The sequence below is a fragment of the Actinacidiphila acididurans genome (assembly GCF_016918855.1).
Taxonomy (GTDB): Bacteria; Actinomycetota; Actinomycetes; order Streptomycetales; family Streptomycetaceae; genus Actinacidiphila; species Actinacidiphila acididurans.
In genome coordinates this window covers 236,875-253,540 of sequence record NZ_JADKYB010000009.1, presented here as the reverse complement: position 1 = coordinate 253,540, position 16,666 = coordinate 236,875, and the positions used below count along the sequence as shown (strand labels likewise).

General features: G+C 71.1%; 18 protein-coding genes and 1 pseudogene. 7 read left to right on the top strand and 12 right to left on the bottom strand.

Going from position 1 to position 16,666, the window contains the following annotated elements; genetic code table 11:
* Positions 1-59: 59 nt before the first annotated feature.
* Positions 60-260, top strand: a complete 201-nt coding sequence (locus ITX44_RS18950; RefSeq protein ID WP_205358452.1) for a hypothetical protein — start codon at positions 60-62, stop codon at positions 258-260.
* Between the two features lie 190 nt (positions 261-450).
* On the opposite strand, the gene ITX44_RS18945 is transcribed toward ITX44_RS18950, so the two are convergent.
* Positions 451-1,032, bottom strand: a complete 582-nt coding sequence (locus ITX44_RS18945; RefSeq protein ID WP_205358451.1) for a TetR/AcrR family transcriptional regulator — start codon at positions 1,030-1,032, stop codon at positions 451-453.
* A 95-nt stretch (positions 1,033-1,127) separates the two neighbouring features.
* Here ITX44_RS18945 and ITX44_RS18940 point away from each other — a divergent pair, with 95 nt between their 5' ends.
* Entirely contained in the window at positions 1,128-2,084 is a 957-nt protein-coding gene (locus ITX44_RS18940; RefSeq protein WP_205358450.1) for an NADP-dependent oxidoreductase, read from the top strand.
* A 264-nt stretch (positions 2,085-2,348) separates the two neighbouring features.
* On the opposite strand, the gene ITX44_RS18935 is transcribed toward ITX44_RS18940, so the two are convergent.
* The gene (locus ITX44_RS18935; protein WP_205358449.1) at positions 2,349-2,600 is read right to left on the bottom strand and encodes a type II toxin-antitoxin system RelE family toxin; all 252 of its coding nucleotides are present in this window, start codon (positions 2,598-2,600) and stop codon (positions 2,349-2,351) included.
* On the bottom strand, positions 2,597-2,872 hold the full coding sequence (locus tag ITX44_RS18930) for a type II toxin-antitoxin system Phd/YefM family antitoxin (RefSeq protein ID WP_205358448.1): 276 nt from the start codon (positions 2,870-2,872) through the stop codon (positions 2,597-2,599). Before ITX44_RS18930 ends, ITX44_RS18935 begins: the two co-directional genes overlap by 4 nt.
* A 324-nt stretch (positions 2,873-3,196) precedes the next feature.
* Between ITX44_RS18930 and ITX44_RS18925 the strand changes: the two genes are divergently transcribed.
* Positions 3,197-3,640: a VOC family protein gene (locus ITX44_RS18925; protein WP_205358447.1), complete on the top strand. Its 444-nt coding sequence runs from the start codon at positions 3,197-3,199 to the stop codon at positions 3,638-3,640.
* 346 nt (positions 3,641-3,986) lie between these two features.
* Here the strand turns inward: ITX44_RS18925 and ITX44_RS18915 are convergent, their stop codons facing one another.
* On the bottom strand, positions 3,987-4,859 hold the full coding sequence (locus ITX44_RS18915; protein ID WP_205358446.1) for an alpha/beta fold hydrolase: 873 nt from the start codon (positions 4,857-4,859) through the stop codon (positions 3,987-3,989).
* Between the two features lie 85 nt (positions 4,860-4,944).
* Between ITX44_RS18915 and ITX44_RS18910 the strand changes: the two genes are divergently transcribed.
* Positions 4,945-5,508: a CGNR zinc finger domain-containing protein gene (locus ITX44_RS18910; RefSeq protein ID WP_205358445.1), complete on the top strand. Its 564-nt coding sequence runs from the start codon at positions 4,945-4,947 to the stop codon at positions 5,506-5,508.
* Between the two features lie 399 nt (positions 5,509-5,907).
* Here the strand turns inward: ITX44_RS18910 and ITX44_RS18905 are convergent, their stop codons facing one another.
* The 4 genes from ITX44_RS18905 to ITX44_RS42230 form a co-directional block, all read right to left on the bottom strand.
* Positions 5,908-6,204 carry a type II toxin-antitoxin system PemK/MazF family toxin gene (locus ITX44_RS18905; RefSeq protein WP_205358444.1) on the bottom strand — a complete coding sequence of 99 codons (297 nt, stop codon included), beginning with the start codon at positions 6,202-6,204 and terminating at the stop codon, positions 5,908-5,910.
* Complete coding sequence (locus tag ITX44_RS18900; RefSeq protein ID WP_236060984.1) at positions 6,201-6,392, bottom strand: toxin-antitoxin system HicB family antitoxin; 192 nt, start codon at positions 6,390-6,392, stop codon at positions 6,201-6,203. Before ITX44_RS18900 ends, ITX44_RS18905 begins: the two co-directional genes overlap by 4 nt.
* Positions 6,393-6,904: 512 nt before the next feature.
* Entirely contained in the window at positions 6,905-7,594 is a 690-nt protein-coding gene (locus tag ITX44_RS18895) for a response regulator transcription factor (RefSeq protein ID WP_205358443.1), read from the bottom strand.
* The gene (locus ITX44_RS42230; RefSeq protein WP_205358442.1) at positions 7,591-8,817 is read right to left on the bottom strand and encodes a sensor histidine kinase; all 1,227 of its coding nucleotides are present in this window, start codon (positions 8,815-8,817) and stop codon (positions 7,591-7,593) included. The genes ITX44_RS18895 and ITX44_RS42230 overlap by 4 nt, the downstream gene beginning before the upstream one ends.
* 154 nt (positions 8,818-8,971) lie before the next feature.
* Here ITX44_RS42230 and ITX44_RS18885 point away from each other — a divergent pair, with 154 nt between their 5' ends.
* The 3 genes from ITX44_RS18885 to ITX44_RS18875 all read left to right on the top strand — a co-directional run bounded on the left by ITX44_RS18885 (position 8,972) and on the right by ITX44_RS18875 (position 12,773).
* Positions 8,972-10,834: a multicopper oxidase family protein gene (locus ITX44_RS18885; protein WP_236060983.1), complete on the top strand. Its 1,863-nt coding sequence runs from the start codon at positions 8,972-8,974 to the stop codon at positions 10,832-10,834.
* 138 nt (positions 10,835-10,972) lie between these two features.
* On the top strand, positions 10,973-11,485 hold the full coding sequence (locus tag ITX44_RS18880) for a tetratricopeptide repeat protein (protein WP_205358441.1): 513 nt from the start codon (positions 10,973-10,975) through the stop codon (positions 11,483-11,485).
* 250 nt (positions 11,486-11,735) lie between these two features.
* Positions 11,736-12,773 carry an SGNH/GDSL hydrolase family protein gene (locus ITX44_RS18875; RefSeq protein ID WP_205358440.1) on the top strand — a complete coding sequence of 346 codons (1,038 nt, stop codon included), beginning with the start codon at positions 11,736-11,738 and terminating at the stop codon, positions 12,771-12,773.
* Between the two features lie 180 nt (positions 12,774-12,953).
* On the opposite strand, the gene ITX44_RS18870 is transcribed toward ITX44_RS18875, so the two are convergent.
* The 4 genes and pseudogenes from ITX44_RS18870 to ITX44_RS43030 all read right to left on the bottom strand — a co-directional run bounded on the left by ITX44_RS18870 (position 12,954) and on the right by ITX44_RS43030 (position 16,323).
* Positions 12,954-13,658, bottom strand: a complete 705-nt coding sequence (locus ITX44_RS18870; RefSeq protein ID WP_307795368.1) for a TetR/AcrR family transcriptional regulator — start codon at positions 13,656-13,658, stop codon at positions 12,954-12,956.
* A 26-nt stretch (positions 13,659-13,684) separates the two neighbouring features.
* Positions 13,685-15,175, bottom strand: a complete 1,491-nt coding sequence (locus ITX44_RS18865) for an aldehyde dehydrogenase family protein (RefSeq protein WP_205358439.1) — start codon at positions 15,173-15,175, stop codon at positions 13,685-13,687.
* Positions 15,176-15,308: 133 nt separating this feature from the next.
* A pseudogene (locus tag ITX44_RS18860) lies at positions 15,309-16,055 on the bottom strand (transposase family protein); the annotation flags it as partial.
* Positions 16,042-16,323 carry a TIGR02391 family protein gene (locus tag ITX44_RS43030; RefSeq protein WP_205358438.1) on the bottom strand — a complete coding sequence of 94 codons (282 nt, stop codon included), beginning with the start codon at positions 16,321-16,323 and terminating at the stop codon, positions 16,042-16,044. The gene ITX44_RS43030 and the pseudogene ITX44_RS18860, both read right to left, overlap by 14 nt.
* Positions 16,324-16,666: the final 343 nt, after the last annotated feature.

Sequence of the window (16,666 nt, the reverse complement as noted above, 5' to 3'; positions counted from 1 at the left end):
GCACGCCGGTGAACAGGCGGTCCATCGCACCGTGCCGCAATCGGTCGAGGTCGTCGACGGTGTCCGCGTCCGCCGCGATGCGGCCGGTCAACGCCATGACCTTCGCGGCCGCAAAGGCGCCCACCCCGTCCCTCGATGCGGGCAGGTGCACCCGCTCGGCCGGCGGGCCCGGCAGGCCGCCGCACAGCCGGGCGCACCAGTGGTTCCCGGCCGCCGTAGGCGACCGGGGCCGGATCATCGAACACGGCGGAGACCGCTGAGGCGCCGTGCGAAGGTCTCATCTACGAGGTGCCTTGCCGGTCGGGCCTGCCGGAGGCATGAGAGCTCCCCGCCGCCGCGGCAGGGCAGGCGCAGCACCCGGACAAGGCCCCGGTCCGCAGCGGAAGATGCTGCGGACCGGGGCCTTTTCGCACCTCCGGGCTCCATCGCTTGTGGTCCGGGGACGACGACTCAGGCCGGCCGGGCGGCGGGCCCAAGGGCGTCCATCAGGAGGTTCAGCAGGCGGCTGGCCTTGGCTTCGTGCTCGGTCCGGGGGGCCACGGTGAAGATGCCGATGAGGGAGGCGGCGATGTCTTCGGCGGTGACGTCGGTGCGGAGGTCGCCCGCCGCGCGGCCGGCGTCGAGAATCGTGGTGATGGCCGTCAGCAGTTCGGTCCGGGTCTGCGCGTGGGCGATCTCGCCCGACTCGATCATCGCGAGCAGCGTGTCGAGCATGCCGTTCTTGGTGGCGATCCAGTCCCCGAACAAGTCCATCCAGTGCCGCATCGCCGCGGCCGGGGGCAGCCGGCCGAGCAGTTCGCGGGCGCCGGTCGTCAGACGCACGACCTGGTCCCGGTAGACCGCGTCGACCAGCGACTCGCGGGTCGGGAAGTGCCGGTAGAGCGTGGCGATGCCGACCCCGGCCTCGCGGGCGATCGCCCGCATCGACGGCTCGGCGTCGGCCGACACGAACACGCGGGTCGCCACCGCGAGCAACTGGTCGCGGTTACGGGCTGCGTCCGCCCGCGGCGCGCGCGTCTCCCCCTCAGTCAAAACGGATCACGCTCCGTTTGTGTTACGGTCGTCCATGCAAACGGAGCATAGTCCGTTTCAATGCGTTTCCCTCGGCCCCAAGGAGACAGGCGTACATGCAGGAACAGAGCGACCGACCGCCGGCGGGCAGGAGCAGGGCGGTCCGGCTCCATTCGTTCGGCGGCCCCGAAGTCCTGGACATCCGTGAGATTCCCGCTCCGCAGGCCGGCCCGGGGCAGATCCGGGTGCGGGTCACCGCGGCCGGTCTGAACCCGATGGACTGGCTCATGACCGCCGACGCGGACACCGCCGCCCGGTTCGGCCTGAGCCTGCCGGCCGGGTTCGGGACCGACTACGCGGGAGTGGTCGACCAGGTCGGTGACGGGGTGAGCGGCTTCGCACCCGGCGACCGGGTGTTCGGGGGCGCCCTGTCCCGCGCGGTCGCCGACTTCGTGGTGATCGACCCGGCCGGGGGGATCGCGGCGAACGAGGCCCATCACACCCCTGACGGCGTCGACGACCGTACCGCCGCCACCCTCACGATCGCCGGCCGCACGGCATCCGCCGCCCTCGCCGTGGTCGGCCCCGGCCCGGACGACACCGTGCTGCTCGGCGGCGCGGCGGGCGGGGTCGGGGTGTTCGCCGTCCAGCTGGCCCGGATCGCGGGAGCGCGCGTGATCGGGACGGGATCGGCGGCATCGTCGGATTTCCTGCGCGATCTCGGAGCCAAGCCGGTCGTCTACGGCGACGGCCTGGCCGACCGGGTCCAAGCCCTCGCCCCCGGCGGTGTCACCGCCGCCATCGACCTGCACGGGACGGACACTGCGCACGCCGCGAGGGAACTCGGCGTCCCGGACGGCCGCATCTGCACCATCGCCGCGCAGGTCGACGGCGTGCCGACCGCCAACGGCGCGAACGCGGCCCTCGGCGCCCTGGAAGAGATCGCCCGCCTGGTCGCGGCGGGCCGACTCCGGGTGCCCATCGCGGCGAGCTTCCCGCTCGAGCAGATCCGCCGCGCGGCCGAGCTCCAGGCCGGGCGGCACGTGCACGGCAAGGTCGTCATCGACCTCTAGATCGGGGAAGTCAGCGTGCCGGAGCGGCGCGGCGGACATCACTACCGCAGGTCAGGTCCGGTTTCCGGGCCTGGCTTGACGAAACGGTGCGCGCGGGCGGTCGAACGGCTGGTTGCTGGGCCGGTTGGTTGAAGGCCAGCAGCACCGGCGGCAGGCTCTGCTCCCCATGGACATCGGGCGGGGCGGTCCAGCGCTTCCGCCACATCGCGACGCCCTGGCCTGCGGCCTCGGCTGGGGCCGCGGTCCGCGGCGCCCGTCGGCAGGTCAGGGGACGCGGCCGACCTTCAGCACGAGCACAGTGATCGTCTCGTCCTCGGGCTCATACAGGACACGCCAGTCGCCTACACGCAGCCGCCAGTAGGCGGAGCCACCCAACTGCCGGGCCTCGGTCGGACGGGGGTCGTCGGCCAGGGCGCGCACAGCGGCGGCGCATTCCTTGGCTCCTTGGGGGTCGAGTTGGCGCAGGCGGCGGAACTCGGTGGTGGCCTGGTGCTGCCATACCACGGTGTACGTCACGATGCGGCGGCCCGCCGGTCCTCAGCCTCCAGTTCGGCCATGAACGCCTCGTGCTCCACCCGCGGCCCGCCGGCGGCCTTGCTGCGGTCGGCATCCGCGATGTCGGCCTCATCCCGCAGGCGACGCAGTTCTGCGAGCTCGTCGACGGGGATCAGGGCCGCAGCGGGCGTGCCATAGTCGCTGATCACGAAGGTCTCGTGGCCGTGACGGACCCGGTTGACGAGCTGACCGAGCTCGCTGCGGGCCTGCACCAGCGGATACGTCTCATCCATGGACTCAAACTGTACACATTGGCGGGTGTGTACGGGACTCCTTGGCGGGCCGAATGATCACGACGGCTTTCAGTGGAGGATCCACGAGATTGGTTTCGGCCTGGTTGTCACTGCCGTCCTACCGAACTCCCGCTCCGGGCGTCGGGACTCTCGGTGGTGGCGCATGGCTCGCGGGGCTGCTGGGGCGGTGCTCAGGTGCGATCCAGAATTTTTCGGAGCCGGGGGAGCCGCGGATGTCGAGAACGGGCCACCGGCTCCGTCCCAGGGACGTCAGGGGCCGCCACCGGCCGCCACCGGCCGCACGGGGAAGAAGGAGAAACCGGCATGGGGATTCAGCGGATGGACAATGTCGGCATCGTCGTCGAGGACATGGATGCCGCCATCGCGTTCTTCGTGGAACTCGGTATGGAGCTGGAGGGCAGGGCGGAGGTCGAGGGCCTGTTCGCCGACCAGTGCACCGGACTCGACGGCGTGCGCTGTGACATCGCGATGGTCCGGACCCCGGACGGTCACAGCCGGCTCGAGTTGGCGAAGTACCGCAGCCCCGTGGCGATCAGCACCGAACCGCGCAACCGGCCGCACAACGTGGTGGGCACGCACCGCGTCATGTTCGCCGTCGACGACATCGAGGACACCGTTGCCCGCCTGCGCCCCCACGGCGCCGAACTCCTCGGCCAGATCGCCCGGTTCGAGGACAGCTACCTGCTCTGCTACCTACGCGGCCCCGAGGGCATCATCGTCGCGCTGGCCGAGCAACTGCGCCGATAAGGCGGTGCCCGGTCACGGCCGCACCAGGACCTTCCGGGCCTGGCGGGTGTCCATGGCCCGGTAGCCCTCGGGGGTGGCGTCGAGGGCGACGGTGCGGTCGAAGACGCGGCCGGGCTCGATGCGGCCTTCCATGATGTCGGGCAGGAGTTCGCCGATGTAGGCGTCTCGATGCCCTCGGCGCCGCGCTCACGGCCGACGTCCTGGACCGTATCGACGAGATCGTCGCCCCCGGGGTCACCGTCAATCCCGCCGACAACAGCTACGGCGACTTCGAGCTGCGGGCCGGCCAGCGGCGCCGCTGACGCGCCGGGCCGCTCCCTGCGGCGCTTGCCTGTCAGGAGCCCGGTCAGGCGGCGGGCGCGTGGCGCGAGAGGAACTTGCGAATCAGTGCCGCCACTTCGTCACCGGCGCTTTCGAGGAGGAAGTGTCCGCCCTCGAACAGGTGCACCTCGGCGTTGGCGGTGTCGCGTTCGAAGGCCCGGGCGCCGTCCGGCCCGAAGAACGGGTCGTACTTGCCCCAGACGGCGAGCACCGGCACCTGCCGGGAGCGCAGCCACTCGTGAAAAGCCGGGTACATCGGCGGGTTGTTCGCGTAGTCGAGGAACAGCTTCAGCTGCACCTCGGCGTTCCCGGGCCGCGACAGGTGCGCGTAGTCGTGCCGCCAGGTGTCGGGGCTGACGACGCTCTCGTCGGCGACACCGGTGACGTACTGCCAGCGGACGGCGTCCAGCGTGAGCACCTGCCGCAGTGCGGCTTCGTTCTGCGGCGTCTGCTCACGCTGGTAGGCCCAGATGCCCTGCCAGCCGTCGGCGACGAAGCCCTCGTCGTAGGCGTTGCCGTTCTGGCTGATGACGGCGCTGATGGCGTCCGGGTCGCGCAGCGCGAGGCGCCATGCGATCGGCGCGCCGTAGTCCTGTGCGTATACGGCGTAGCGGTGGACGTTCAGCTGCTCCAGCAGGCCCGCGGTCAGTTCCGCGAGGGCGTCGAAGGTGTAGTCGAACTCCTGGACCGCCGGTGCGTCGGAGAACCCGAAGCCGAGGTGGTCGGGGGCGATCACGCGGTAGCCGTCGAGCTGCGGGATCAGGTTGCGGAACATGAACGAACTGGTGGGGAAGCCGTGCAGCAGTACGACGACGGGCGCGTCGGCCGGTCCGGCTTCACGGTAGAAGAGCCGCTGCCCCTGCACGGTCGCGTACCGGTAGTGCACTGTCTCGGTCATAGTCCTAACCCCTATTCGATCCAATGGTGGTTACAGCGTAGGCATGGTGTGACGTACCCTGTCAAGCGGAGATTGGAGGTTAGAAGTGAACGGTGCGTCCACGGCTGACGAGACGTTCCTGCTGGCGCTTGTGAACACCACCCCCACCGTCGACGGCACGGTGCGCGACGAACTGTCCGATGCGGCATCCGCGCGGGCCTGGCTGGACGCGCACCACGGCGAGGCTCACGCGCACGAGGACCTGGAGGTCCTGCGCTCGACCCGCGACGCGCTTCAGGGGCTGATCCGCGGGGATGCGACGCCCCGCGACCTGGCCGCCGCACTTGAAGACGTCGCCTACCGGGCAACCCTCGGCGACGACGGGGTGGTGTGGGACCTGACGGCGCCGCCCGGCCGGGGGCTGGCCGCCCGTGCCGTCCTCGCCTGGGATTCGCTGCGGCGCAGCGCGCCGGGCCGGCTGCGGCCCTGCGGCAACGACGAGTGCACCCGCTTCTTCCTCGACCGCTCCAAGAACAACAGCGCACGCTGGTGCTCGATGGCCGGCTGCGGGAACCGGCTGAAGGCGCGGCGCCACTACGAGCGGCACAAGGGCGCCACCGTTCCGCGGACCCGGGGCAGCGAGCAGCACGCGTCCCGGGAGGCCGGGTAGGGGCGGATACCTGCGGCTTATCGGGTGCGGATCTGCTCCTGGCGCTTCCGCCCGGTCCTCGGCCAGGACGTCCGCGGCCGGCATGCGCCATGGATCCGCCGATCAAGGCGGCCGGCGCGAGAGGTCAGTTGCCGGTGACCTCGGCCGGATCCGCCACGCGCGCGCTCGGCAAGGCCAGGCATTCGCCCACGTGGTGCCCGGAACTGGCGCGTGCGGTCACGCGGAGGGGACGGGCGCTGAGAAGTTAAGGCTGAGCCGGGCCCCGGCTCGCTGTTTCTGTTTGGGGACCATGTGCTGGTAGTCCTTTTGGCATCGGCTGCCCGTCACGACCAGGTCGCCGCCGCGGCGGTCGGCGTTCACGCCGGCGCGATGCCCGGCCGGACGTCGGGCCGCGCCGGTCTAGAGATCGAGTACCGCGCGCAGCGCCTGCTCGACGCGTTCCATCACGGCGGCATCGACCGGGCCGAGGCACTTGGCGTCCTCGAAGCGGCCGACGCGCAACTGCTGAAGGTTGACCGCGACCGCGGTGCAGGGCAGCGGATCGCCGATCACCACCGACATGGCCGTGTCGGGATACCGGCCCGAGGGGTGCAGCACGATAGCGAGGACCGCGCCGAACGTGGTCTCCAGGCCGTCGAGCGAGACCACCAGGACGCTGCGTCCGTCGTCGAGCGTCCAGATCTCCCCCCGCCTCACAGGGTGTCGCCCTCGCCCGCCAGGTCGTCGCCGAGGCCGAGCGCAGCAAGCCGCTGCCCGGCGTCGAGCACGGCCTGGCGGCGCGCGGCGCGCACGATGTAGGCGTTCAAGCTCATGCCCGCCGCCTTCGCGCCGGCACGGATCGAGGGGTCCAGGTCGTCAGGAATGCGGAGCGTCATCACAGACATGCCACCACCTTAGCCACCGGATATCGGTTGCACCATCTGCCACCACCCTCTCGTATCCGGCGCAGTCGGCCCTCGGGGAGCAGCGGAACGGAATCGGTACGGGCTCGCGCGTGGGCCGGAGGTCATCGTGGCTCCTGGCCGGGCGAGGGCGCGGGCGGATGCCGCGGTCAGCGAGCTTTTGCAGGCGGTCGGTGCGGCGGGCGGCCCCGTAGACGGTGTAACGGTGTAGCCGAGGTCGTGGAGCTCGACGGCGGTGGCCTCGCCGATGCCGGAGGAGCTACCTGCCGTTCTCCACCGCACCCACCGACCAGCCACCAGCAGCCCGCACCCGCTGGCTCACCGTCGTCACCCCTGGACTGACCGCCCGAGCCCGGCAAGTGCACGGTGACCACCGGAAAGGCCCGGACAACGGGTCAAACGGTGTCGCCGTCTCCCGTGAGCATCGAACACGGCGGCACCGTCGTGCTGTTCGACGTCGCGCACACCCGCGCCGGGGCCTTGGGGCGAGTCGGTCAGCCGCGCCGGCCGTGAGCCTGTGTTCCCCCTACGGTGACGAGGCCGGTTTCGTAGGCGATGACGACGAGCTGGGCACGGTCGCGTGCGGGGAGTTTGGTCATGATGCGGCTGACGTGGGTTTTGACCGTGAGGGGGCTCAGGAACAGGACGCCGGCGATCTCGTCGTTGGACTGGCCGCGGCCGACGAGGGCCAGGACTTCGCGTTCGCGGTCGGTGAGCCGGTCGATCCGGTAGTCCGTCGCGCCTGAGTCGGGCCTGCCCTTGGCGGCGATGTCGGCGATGAGGCGGCGCGTGATGCCGGGGGACAGCAGGGCGTCACCGCGGGCGACGATCCGTACGGCCTGGATCAGCTCTTCCGGCTCGGTGTCCTTGACGAGGAAGCCGGAGGCGCCGGAGCGGATTGCCTCGTAGACGTAGTGGTCGGACTCGAAGGTGGTCAGGATCAGTATGCGCACTCCGGCCAGGTCTTCGCTGGCCGCGATGCGCCGGGTCGCTTCGAGTCCGTCGACTCCCGGCATGCGGATGTCCATGAGGACGACGTCGGCGCGGGTCGCCGCTGCCAGGCCGACAGCCTGCTCACCGTCGGTTGCCTCCCCGACGACGGCGATGTCGTCGGTGTGCTCGAGCAGCGCGCGGAAACCGGCGCGGATGAGGGCCTGGTCGTCTGCCAGCAGCACGCGGATCATGCGCCGGGCGCCTTCGGGAGGAGGGCGGTGACTTCGAACCCGCCGTTGGTGGCCGGCCCGGCGCTCAGCGACCCGCCGGCTGCCGCTGCCCGCTCGCGCATGCCGATCAGGCCGTGTCCGGCGGACGGGAACGCGGCCGAGGGTCCGTGTCCGGTGTCGGTGATGCGCAGCCGCACATCGTGGTGGTTGTACGTGATGTGGACGGTGGCGGTGGCCGGTCCGGCGTGGCGGACGGCGTTGGTCAGTGATTCCTGCACGATGCGGTAGGCGGCCAGGTCGACGGCGGGGGCCAGGGAGCAGCGGCGGCCGGTGACGACGACTTCGGTCGGCAGGCCGGCCGCGCTGACCCCGGCGACCAGGGCGTCGAGGCGGGCAAGTCCGGGCTGGGGCTGATTGGATTCGGGGTCGTCGGCCTGGCGGAGGACGGCCAGTATGGCTCTCAGCTCCCGCAGGCCGTCCTTGCTGGCGGTCTTGATGGCCCGCAGCGCGTCGGCCGCAGCGGGGGGCAGGTCGCTGGTGACGTAGGAGGCGACGCCCGCCTGCACGTTGATGGTCGACATCGTGTGGGCGACGACATCGTGGAGTTCGCGGGCGATCCGCAGCCGCTCGGCGTCGACGGTGCGGCGGATCTCCTCTTCCTGGGCACGCACGAACAGCTCCGAGCGGGTCCGGACCGCGGCGAGGTAGTCGCGGCGGTTGGCGCTGGCTATCCCGCCGAGCACGGCCACGACGACGAGCGCGCACAGCGCTATGTCACCGCTGCCGAAGCTGTTGAAAGGGCTGGCGGTGATGATCGTGCCCAGCGCGAGGAGCGTGAGGGTCCCCAGAGCCACCGACTGGCGTACGGGGACCTTCAGGGCCACGGCGTAGAGGGCGATGGGCGGTATGACCAGCGCCGCGTTGCCGACATAGCCGAGGGCGTTGAAAGCGAGCACCCCGGCGAGCGAGGCAGCCAGCACGGCCCGCGGGCGGCGGCGTCTCCAGATCAGCGCCAGGCCCGCCCCGACCACCAGCAGGTAGGCCCCGGCGGGGGCGGGGGTGACGACATGCCCGTGCATGACCCGCAATGCCTGGGTGGAGGGGTTGGATTCGCTGTAGCAGCCCCACACCGTCACGGCTGTCACGGCAACGGCCAGCGCGACGTCGACGCCCAGCGGCGGCAGTCGCCATCGGGAGCCGCGCGTGATCGCTCGGAAGCTGTACGTGAGGTTCGGGGTGGCCACGGCGTTCAGGGTAAAGCGCGGCTGCGAACAGCGGATCGTCTCCAGGGAGGCCGCGCTGTACTTCCGCCGGTGTAGGCGGCGTACATCCGCTGCGGCAGCGGAAGCCTCCCGCCGGGGGACGCCCGGCCGCCGGCGACGTTGCGACGCTGACGGCATGAAGATCGCCATCACCCCCGCACCCGCGCTCGTGCGCCGCCTGTCCGGCCTGCTCCCAGGAGCCGAGCGGTCATCAGCGGCAGGTTCCTCGCCGCGGACGGGCGAGGCGGGGAAGGCGACAGACCCGGGGCAGCCGCCCTCCGGCCGCCCCCTGCCCGACGCCGCCGTGAGCCGCCGCGCCCTGGTCGGATCGATCGGCGCGGCCGGGGCACTGGCCGTCGTCGCCGCTTGCACCACCTCGCAGGACCGCCCCGATCCGCACGCTCCCAAGCCCGTCCCCGACAAGGGCCGGCACGACGGCACCCACAGCAACGGGCACGGCAACGACCAGCACGACGACACCCAGGACAACGGACAGTGGGAGGGCTCGGACCACGGCGACCCGAACGGCGACATCCGAACGCTCACCAGCCAGGTGAAGCTGCCCGCGCAGTTCCGCTCCCCCCTGCCGGTCCCGCAGCAGCTCGAACCGACGCGGCGGACCTCCGACACCGACTACTACGAGATCGTGCAGTCACCGGCGACCGTGGAGATCATCCCCGGCCTGCGGACACCGATCATGGGCTACAACGGAACCTTCCCCGGTCCCACGATCGTCCAGAACCCGGGCCGCCGGGTCGTCGTCACCCACAAGAACGCGCTGTCCGTGCCCACCGTCGTCCACCTCCACGGCGGGACGACCCCTGACGACAGCGACGGCTACCCCACCGACTTCGTCCTGCCGGCACAGACCTACGGCACCTTCCCCACCATGCCCGCCATGCCCGCCATGCCGGGGATGCCCGCCATGAGCGACCCCGATGCCGTCGTCACCAGGATGCAGCGCGACTACACATATCCGCCGCAGCCGCGGGCCGGAACACTGTGGTACCACGACCACCGCATGGCGTTCACCGGCCCCAGCGTCTACCGCGGTCTGGCCGGCTTCCACATCGCGCATGACACCGAGGAACAGGCCCTGCCGCTCCCGCGGGGCGCCCGCGATGTCCCGCTGATGATCGCCGACCGCGCTTTCGCCTCCGACGGCTCCTTCATGTATCCGGCGATCGACCCCACCATGCGCACCACCCCCGGGGTCGACAAGCCCTGGGTCAACGGCGTCATGGGCGACGTGATCCTCGTCAACGGAGCCCCGTGGCCCGTGATGAAGGTCGACACCGCCCGCTACCGCTTCAGGATCCTGAACGCGTCCAACGCCCGCACCTACCAACTGGCGCTCCAGAACTCCTCGCAGGGGTTCACCCAGATCGGGACGGACCACGGACTGCTGCCGGCACCACTGCACCAGGACACCGTCGTGATCGCCCCCGCCGAGCGGTTCGACGTGGTCGTCGACTTCAGCGGGCACAAGGTCGGCGACGAGATCACCCTGGTCAACCGGCTCGGATCGGACTCCACCGCCGCCGTCATGCACTTCGTCGTCGCACGCGCGACCAAGGACAGCAGCAGCATCCCGTCCACCCTGTCGAGGACTTCCCCGATCACCCCCAGCGGTTCCATGACCCGGCGCACCATGAAGTTCCACCGAGGCGGCCAGGGCGAATGGCTGATCAACGATCAGGCCTTCGACCCGTCGGTCTCCCAGGCCGACGTGCCCGCAGGCAGCACCGAAATATGGACGATCATCTCGGACTTCCACCACCCGTTCCACATCCACAACGCCACCGTCCAGGTCATCTCCCGAGACGGGAAGGCCCCCGGACGCTACGACCAGGGGTGGAAGGACACCGTCTTCGTCAACAAGGGCGAAAAGGTCCAGCTCGCCATCCGCTTCAGCGACCTCAAGGGCCGCTTCGTCTTCCACTGCCACAACCTCGAACACGAGGACATGGCGATGATGGCCACTTTCCGGATCACCTGACCGCTTTTCGGATCACCTGACCGCAGCCGGCGACTCTCCCGTCGCGCCGGCCGGTCGGCCCGTGGGCAGGGCCTGCGAACAGGCTGCGCTAGGGTGATTCGATCTTCGGACTCGACTCGTACGCATGGGGGCGCGGCAGTGACGAGCGACGTGACGCCCGAACTGGCCGAGGCGATCCAGCGTGGCTACGACCGGCGCGACCGGGCGAACATGGCGCCGACGATCGCCTACTTCCAGGCGCTGCTTGCCGAACACCCCGACCACCCGGTCCTCGTGTACGAGGTGGGTGGCGCCTACGACACCGCGGGCCAGGAGGAGACCGCCCGCGGCTACTACGAGCGGGCGCTCGCCCTCGGCCTGGACGGTGACGTCCTGCGCCGGTGCCTGTGCCAGTACGCCAGCACCCTGAGATGGCTGGGCGAGCTCGACGAGTCGCTGGCGGTGCTCGATCGCGCCCGCACGGAGTTCCCCGACTCCGACTCCGTACGCGTCTTCCGCGCCCTGACCCTCAACGACGCCGAGCGGGCGGACGAGGCGGTTGCCGAGTTGCTCACCGTCCTCACCGGGCACGCCGAGGTCACCGATCTCGGGCGGTGGGCGGCCGGGCTGCGCGGCCTCGCCCAGTGGCTCGCCGACGGCCGCCCGGATTAGCCCCGATCAGCCCCGATCGGGTTGACCCGTACGCCGGCACGGGGCCAGCCGCCCGCCCGTTGGCGTCTCGCCGCGGGGCGCTCAGGGGGTGGGCGGCGACACGAAAGAGCTGACTCATTAGCCCGATAGGGGCCGGAAGTCCGATTGTTCGGAACGGCGTGCTCCGGCGGCTTGGACGATCTGGGCACAAGTGCCTTCCGCCCGGGTCGTGTTCCGGCCCCGGGTGTCTTCCGCCGATCCTGGAGGATCCATGCGACACCCTGTCCCCCGCCTGCGAGCGCTGGCCGTGGGGCTCGCGCTGACCGCGGCCGCGCTTTTGCCCTCGGGCTCCGCCGGTGCGGCCGACCAGTACGAGTGGGCCGCGCTCGGCGACTCGTACACCGCCGGAGGCTTCGTCGGGGACCCGCTGCCCGCGCTGGGTGATCCGTCGCGGGACGGCTGCGACCGCACCGCCAACGCCTACCCCGACGTCGTCGACCGGGAGCTCGCCGAGTTCCCGCCGGGCAAGCCCGTCCACCTGACCAACGCCAGTTGCGGCAACGCCACGATCGCCGACATCGCCTCGGTCAAGCAGACGCCGATCAGCCCGGTCCAGCCCCCCGCCGGCGGCTGGCCCGCGGTGGACCCGCAGATCCAGCGCGCTCAACTGGACGACCGGACCGATGTCGTCACCATCGGCGTCGGCGGCAACAGCCTCCCCTTCGGCGGCATGCTCCTCAAATGCGTCGAGCAGGGCCTGGCCGGCAGGTCCTGCCGCGACCACTACACCAATCCCCCCGAGGGGGAGGAGAGCATCAAGGACAAGCTCGCCCGGGTCCAGGACGAGTACGTCGAGATGCTGGCACAGGTGCACCAGGCCGCGCCCAACGCCAAGGTGATCACGGTCGGCTACCCGGCCGTCCTGCCGGCGGAAGGCAGTGCCTGCAACCGCGCCGACCTCACCGAACTCGGCCCGATCACCCACGCCGACGTCGACTGGCTCCGTGAGGACGTCCTCAAGCCGCTGAACGCCGCGATCCAACGGGTCACGTCGTTCTTCGGCGACCGCTACGTCGACGTCTACTCCTCCAGCGTGGGCCACGACGCCTGCCAGCCCGCCGGCACCAAGTGGGTCGAAGGAATCTGCGGCGACGCCGAGACCTACTGGCCCGCCAAGATCCCCGGCACGCTGCTGGACTGCACTGCCCTCCGCAAGCGCGCCACCCTGGTCCACCCCAACGCCGCAGGACACGCCAACACCGCCGCCCACGTCGAACGAGCCATCCGCATCGCCCTCCTCGAACGCTGACCCCGACTGTTGAAGGCCGGCGCGGGCGGGACGCACATCCGGATGTCCCACGGCAGCGCCCGCACGCGCCGGAGCAGGCATTCGCGGACGGCCGGCCCGGGTTCGAGGACGCCCGAGCGATGTCGCACCTGCCGCTCCCCCGAGGTGCCCTGTCCGAGGGCCGGTCCGAGTCGTCCCGGCTCAGTGGTCGTCGCCGGCGCCTGCCGTCGTACGGTCGGCTTGTGCGGACAGGCCGATGAGCTGGGTCACCAGGCCGGCGCGGAGGTTGCGGCGGAAGGCGGCCGCCGGGTCCGCGACGCCCATCTCCGCCGACACGGTCGCGACAACCTGGGTGGGCCGGGCATAGGGCCACAGCCCCGCGGTGACGACGAAGGCGGCGCCCGCGAACTGGTGCGCGGCGTCGGGGGACAGCCACGGCAGCGCGGTGGCGACCAGTTGGGCCAGGCGGTCGGTGTTCTCGGCGGCGCGCTGCTTGAAGTCGCGGGCGAAGGCGATCCCGATGTTGCGCTCGAGCACGCCGGCCATGACGGAGATGAGGTCGCACAGCAGCGGGCGCTGTGCGAGGGAGTCCGCGACGGCCGTGGCGACGGCGCGCTCGGCCGCCCAGGGGCCGCTGCCCGTGTTCGGAAGCGCCCCGCCCAGGGCGTCGAGCCACTCGCCCCATTCGGCGTCGAGGATCTCCAGGAAGAGTGCCTCCCTGGTCTCGAAGTACCGCAGGAGCGCGGACTTGGCCATGCCGGTCCGGGCGCCGATGTCGGCGAGGCTGACCCCGGCCGGCCCGCGGCTGGCGAGCAGGTCGCGGGCGGCCCCGAGAATGGCCCGGCGCCGCGCCGCGACCTGTTCGGGGCGGCGCGCTCGCTGGAAGCCGGAGGCCGTGCTCGTCACGGGAGGAAGCCTAGGACTTCCGCGGATCAGTGGTGCCGGGGCAGGCGGGCCAACCGCAGAAGGTTGTTGCGCGCCCGCTCCGTACGGAACGGCGGCGCGGCGTTCTCGCCCGCCAGGCGCAGCAGCAGCCGGCTGGCGTGCACGACGGACTTGCTGTTGGAGAACGCGTCGAAGCCCACGCGGCCGCCCTTGTAGCGTCCCATCCCGCTCGGGCCGACGCCGCCGAACCCCATGCTGCCGGACATCGCGTGCAGGGCCGCCGCGTTCACGGTGACGCCGCCGGTGGACGTGGAGGTGACGATGGTCTCGGTCGCCCGGCGGTCCCGGCCCAGCACGTACAGGGCGAGCGCCTTCGGCTTGCTGTTGACGACGGCGATCGCCTGGTCGAGGGCGCTGTAGGTGTACACGGACAGGATCGGGCCGAAGATCTCCTCCTGGTCGACCCGGGAATCCTGCCGCGGGTTCACCACGACGGTCAGGGGGACCTGCCGGCGCGCCCGGTCCAGTTCCTCGCCCGCGTGCGCGGCCGGCTGCAGGACGCGGGCGCCGCTGGCACGGGCGTCGTCGATGAGGGAGAGGATCCGGTCGTAGGCGCGCTCGTCGATCATCGCCGAGTAGTCGCGGTTTCCCTGGACCGTCGGGTACACGTCGACGGCCGCCTCCAGGGCGGCGGCAAGGAACTCCTCCAGCCGGTCCTCGGGCACGAGGGCGTAGTCCACCGACAGGCAGATCTGGCCGGCGTTGCCGAGGCGGCCCTGGGCGATCTGCGCGGCCGTCGCGCGGATGTCCGCGTCGGGCAGCACGATCGCCGGACACTTCCCGCCCAGTTCCAGGATGACCGGCGTGAGGTGGGGGGCGGCGGCTTCCAGGATCCGCCTGCCGGTGTCCGTTCCGCCGGTGAACAGGAACTTGTCCCAGGGCAGGGCCGCGAAGTGGGCGGAGACCTCCACGCCGCCGGTGACGACCGCGACCTCGGTCTCGTCGAACGCCTGGGCCACCAGATGCCGGAACAGGGCCGCCGTGCGAGGGGTCAGCTCGCTCGGTTTCATGATCACCCGGTTGCCGGCCGCCAGAGCGTCGATCGCCGGGTCGACGGCGAGGCTGACCGGCGCGTTGAACGGCGACATGATGCCGACGACGCCGAGCGGTTCGACGTACTCGCGGCTGCGCACGCCGAGCAGGCCCAGCGCTCCGCTGGACTTGCGCCGCGGCCGCATCCACTGCCGCAGATGCCGGCGCACGTGGGAGGCGTGCGCCATGCCCGGGTACATGTCCGCGGCCAGGATCTGGTCCGGGCTGCGGTACCCGAAGTCCGCCTCGAGGGTGGCGGTGAGCTCCCGGTAGTGCGCCTGCAGCAGTCGTTCGAGCCGCTCGATCCGGTCGACACGCTCCGCGGCGGTCGGCGGGCGGGCGGGCGAGTAGGCCGCGCGCTGCGCGGCGAAGACGGCATCGACCTGGTCGAGGCTGTCGACGGGCAGGGCCGATACGTCCACGACGTCGGCGAAGGGTGTGGTCATGGGCTTCTCCGGGGGGCGGGGGCGCCGGCCGGGATGGGACCCCGGCATAACAGAACGCCGTTCTGTTCTTAGGAGAACACCGTACACGTAAATGGGGCGGCGCGGCGTACGGCGGGTGCGGTCGTGCGTCCGGGGTGAGGTTGTGCAGGTGGGCGACGGCTTGCACGGCGTGGTGGACCGCCGCCGTGTCGCCGGCAGCCGCGGAGGATCTTGCGGGTCTCCATGCGGGCGAAGGTGTGCTCGCACGCGGGCGCGGACCTTGCGGCGTGCGGCGCTGTCTTCTTCCTCGCCTTGCAGCAGGGGACGTCCGGGGCCTTTGCAGTGCGGGACGACCAGGTCGGTGTTGATGCAGGCGCCGTCCCCGAGCACGGTCATGCCCTGGCAGCGCGCGGCCAGACCGGAGAACCGCCAGACCTGTGCGTCTGTACGGTTGCCCGGCGCCGGGCGGGGCCGCTGCCACCACCAGGCGGGGGTCGGCATCGACGACGACCTGCACGTTCGCCGAGAACCGGTAGTTACGGAAGGGGGCACCCACCTTCCGGTCGCGGACCGGGATCAGCGTGCCGTCCACAATCCACGGCCGCTCGGCGGCGTCCGCGGGCCGGCTGACCGGCTCCAGTGCGAGGAACGGGCCCAGGCGCTGATCACCCGGCACACGGTGGCCGGCGAGACCCCGAACAGCGGGGCCGACTGCCGCATCGTGAGGTTCGTCCGGTAGTACACGGCGACCAGCAGGACCCGCTCGGCCGGCGGCAGGTCCACGGACGCCCCAGCGGCGGACCCTGCCCGCCCGCTCCCGCACGGCCCTCATCAGCCGGCCGAACTGCTCCACCCGTAACCCGGTGAACGTCTCCGCCCACACCCACTCAACCCGCAACACACCCCACCCATACGCCGCAAACGCCCACACCAAACCCTTCTCTCGGGGACCGCTGAGCAGCCTTCTTGGCACTACGCTCGGCGTGACCTGCGGGGTTGCGGAAAGCCCCAAAAGCGCCAGCCAACAGGTTCTTCGTGGCGACCCGTTCAACGCATAGCGCCGTGGTGTCGGTCAGAGGACCCCCGTCCGGCTTGAACGCCTGCTGCACACCGGTCAGGTGATCCCCGAGACCGGAGGCATCACGAACGGCGACCTCGACCGCCTTCATCGCCTGGGGCCACAAGCGGCTGCTACCAGGGGATCACTGCGTGCGGCAGAATCCAAAACGCCAGGATCAAGAACCCGATCACCCCGGCGACCAGTACCACCACACAGCAGTTCAGGCAGCTGTCCACCGCAGGTTTCGAGTCCTGCGGCACGTGAAAACCGTGGGGTTCATCCGGCCATCCCCGTTCTCGGACCATAACCCGATCGTGTCATCCGCGGCCTAGCGCATGCGATAGGCGACAAATCCCAAACGGATCTCGATACGGCGGCCGTGCGCCAGTGTTCCTGCCGCTGCAGGCCCCGTTTTATTTGGCGAGGGCGTCGACGGACGGGGGACCGCCGGC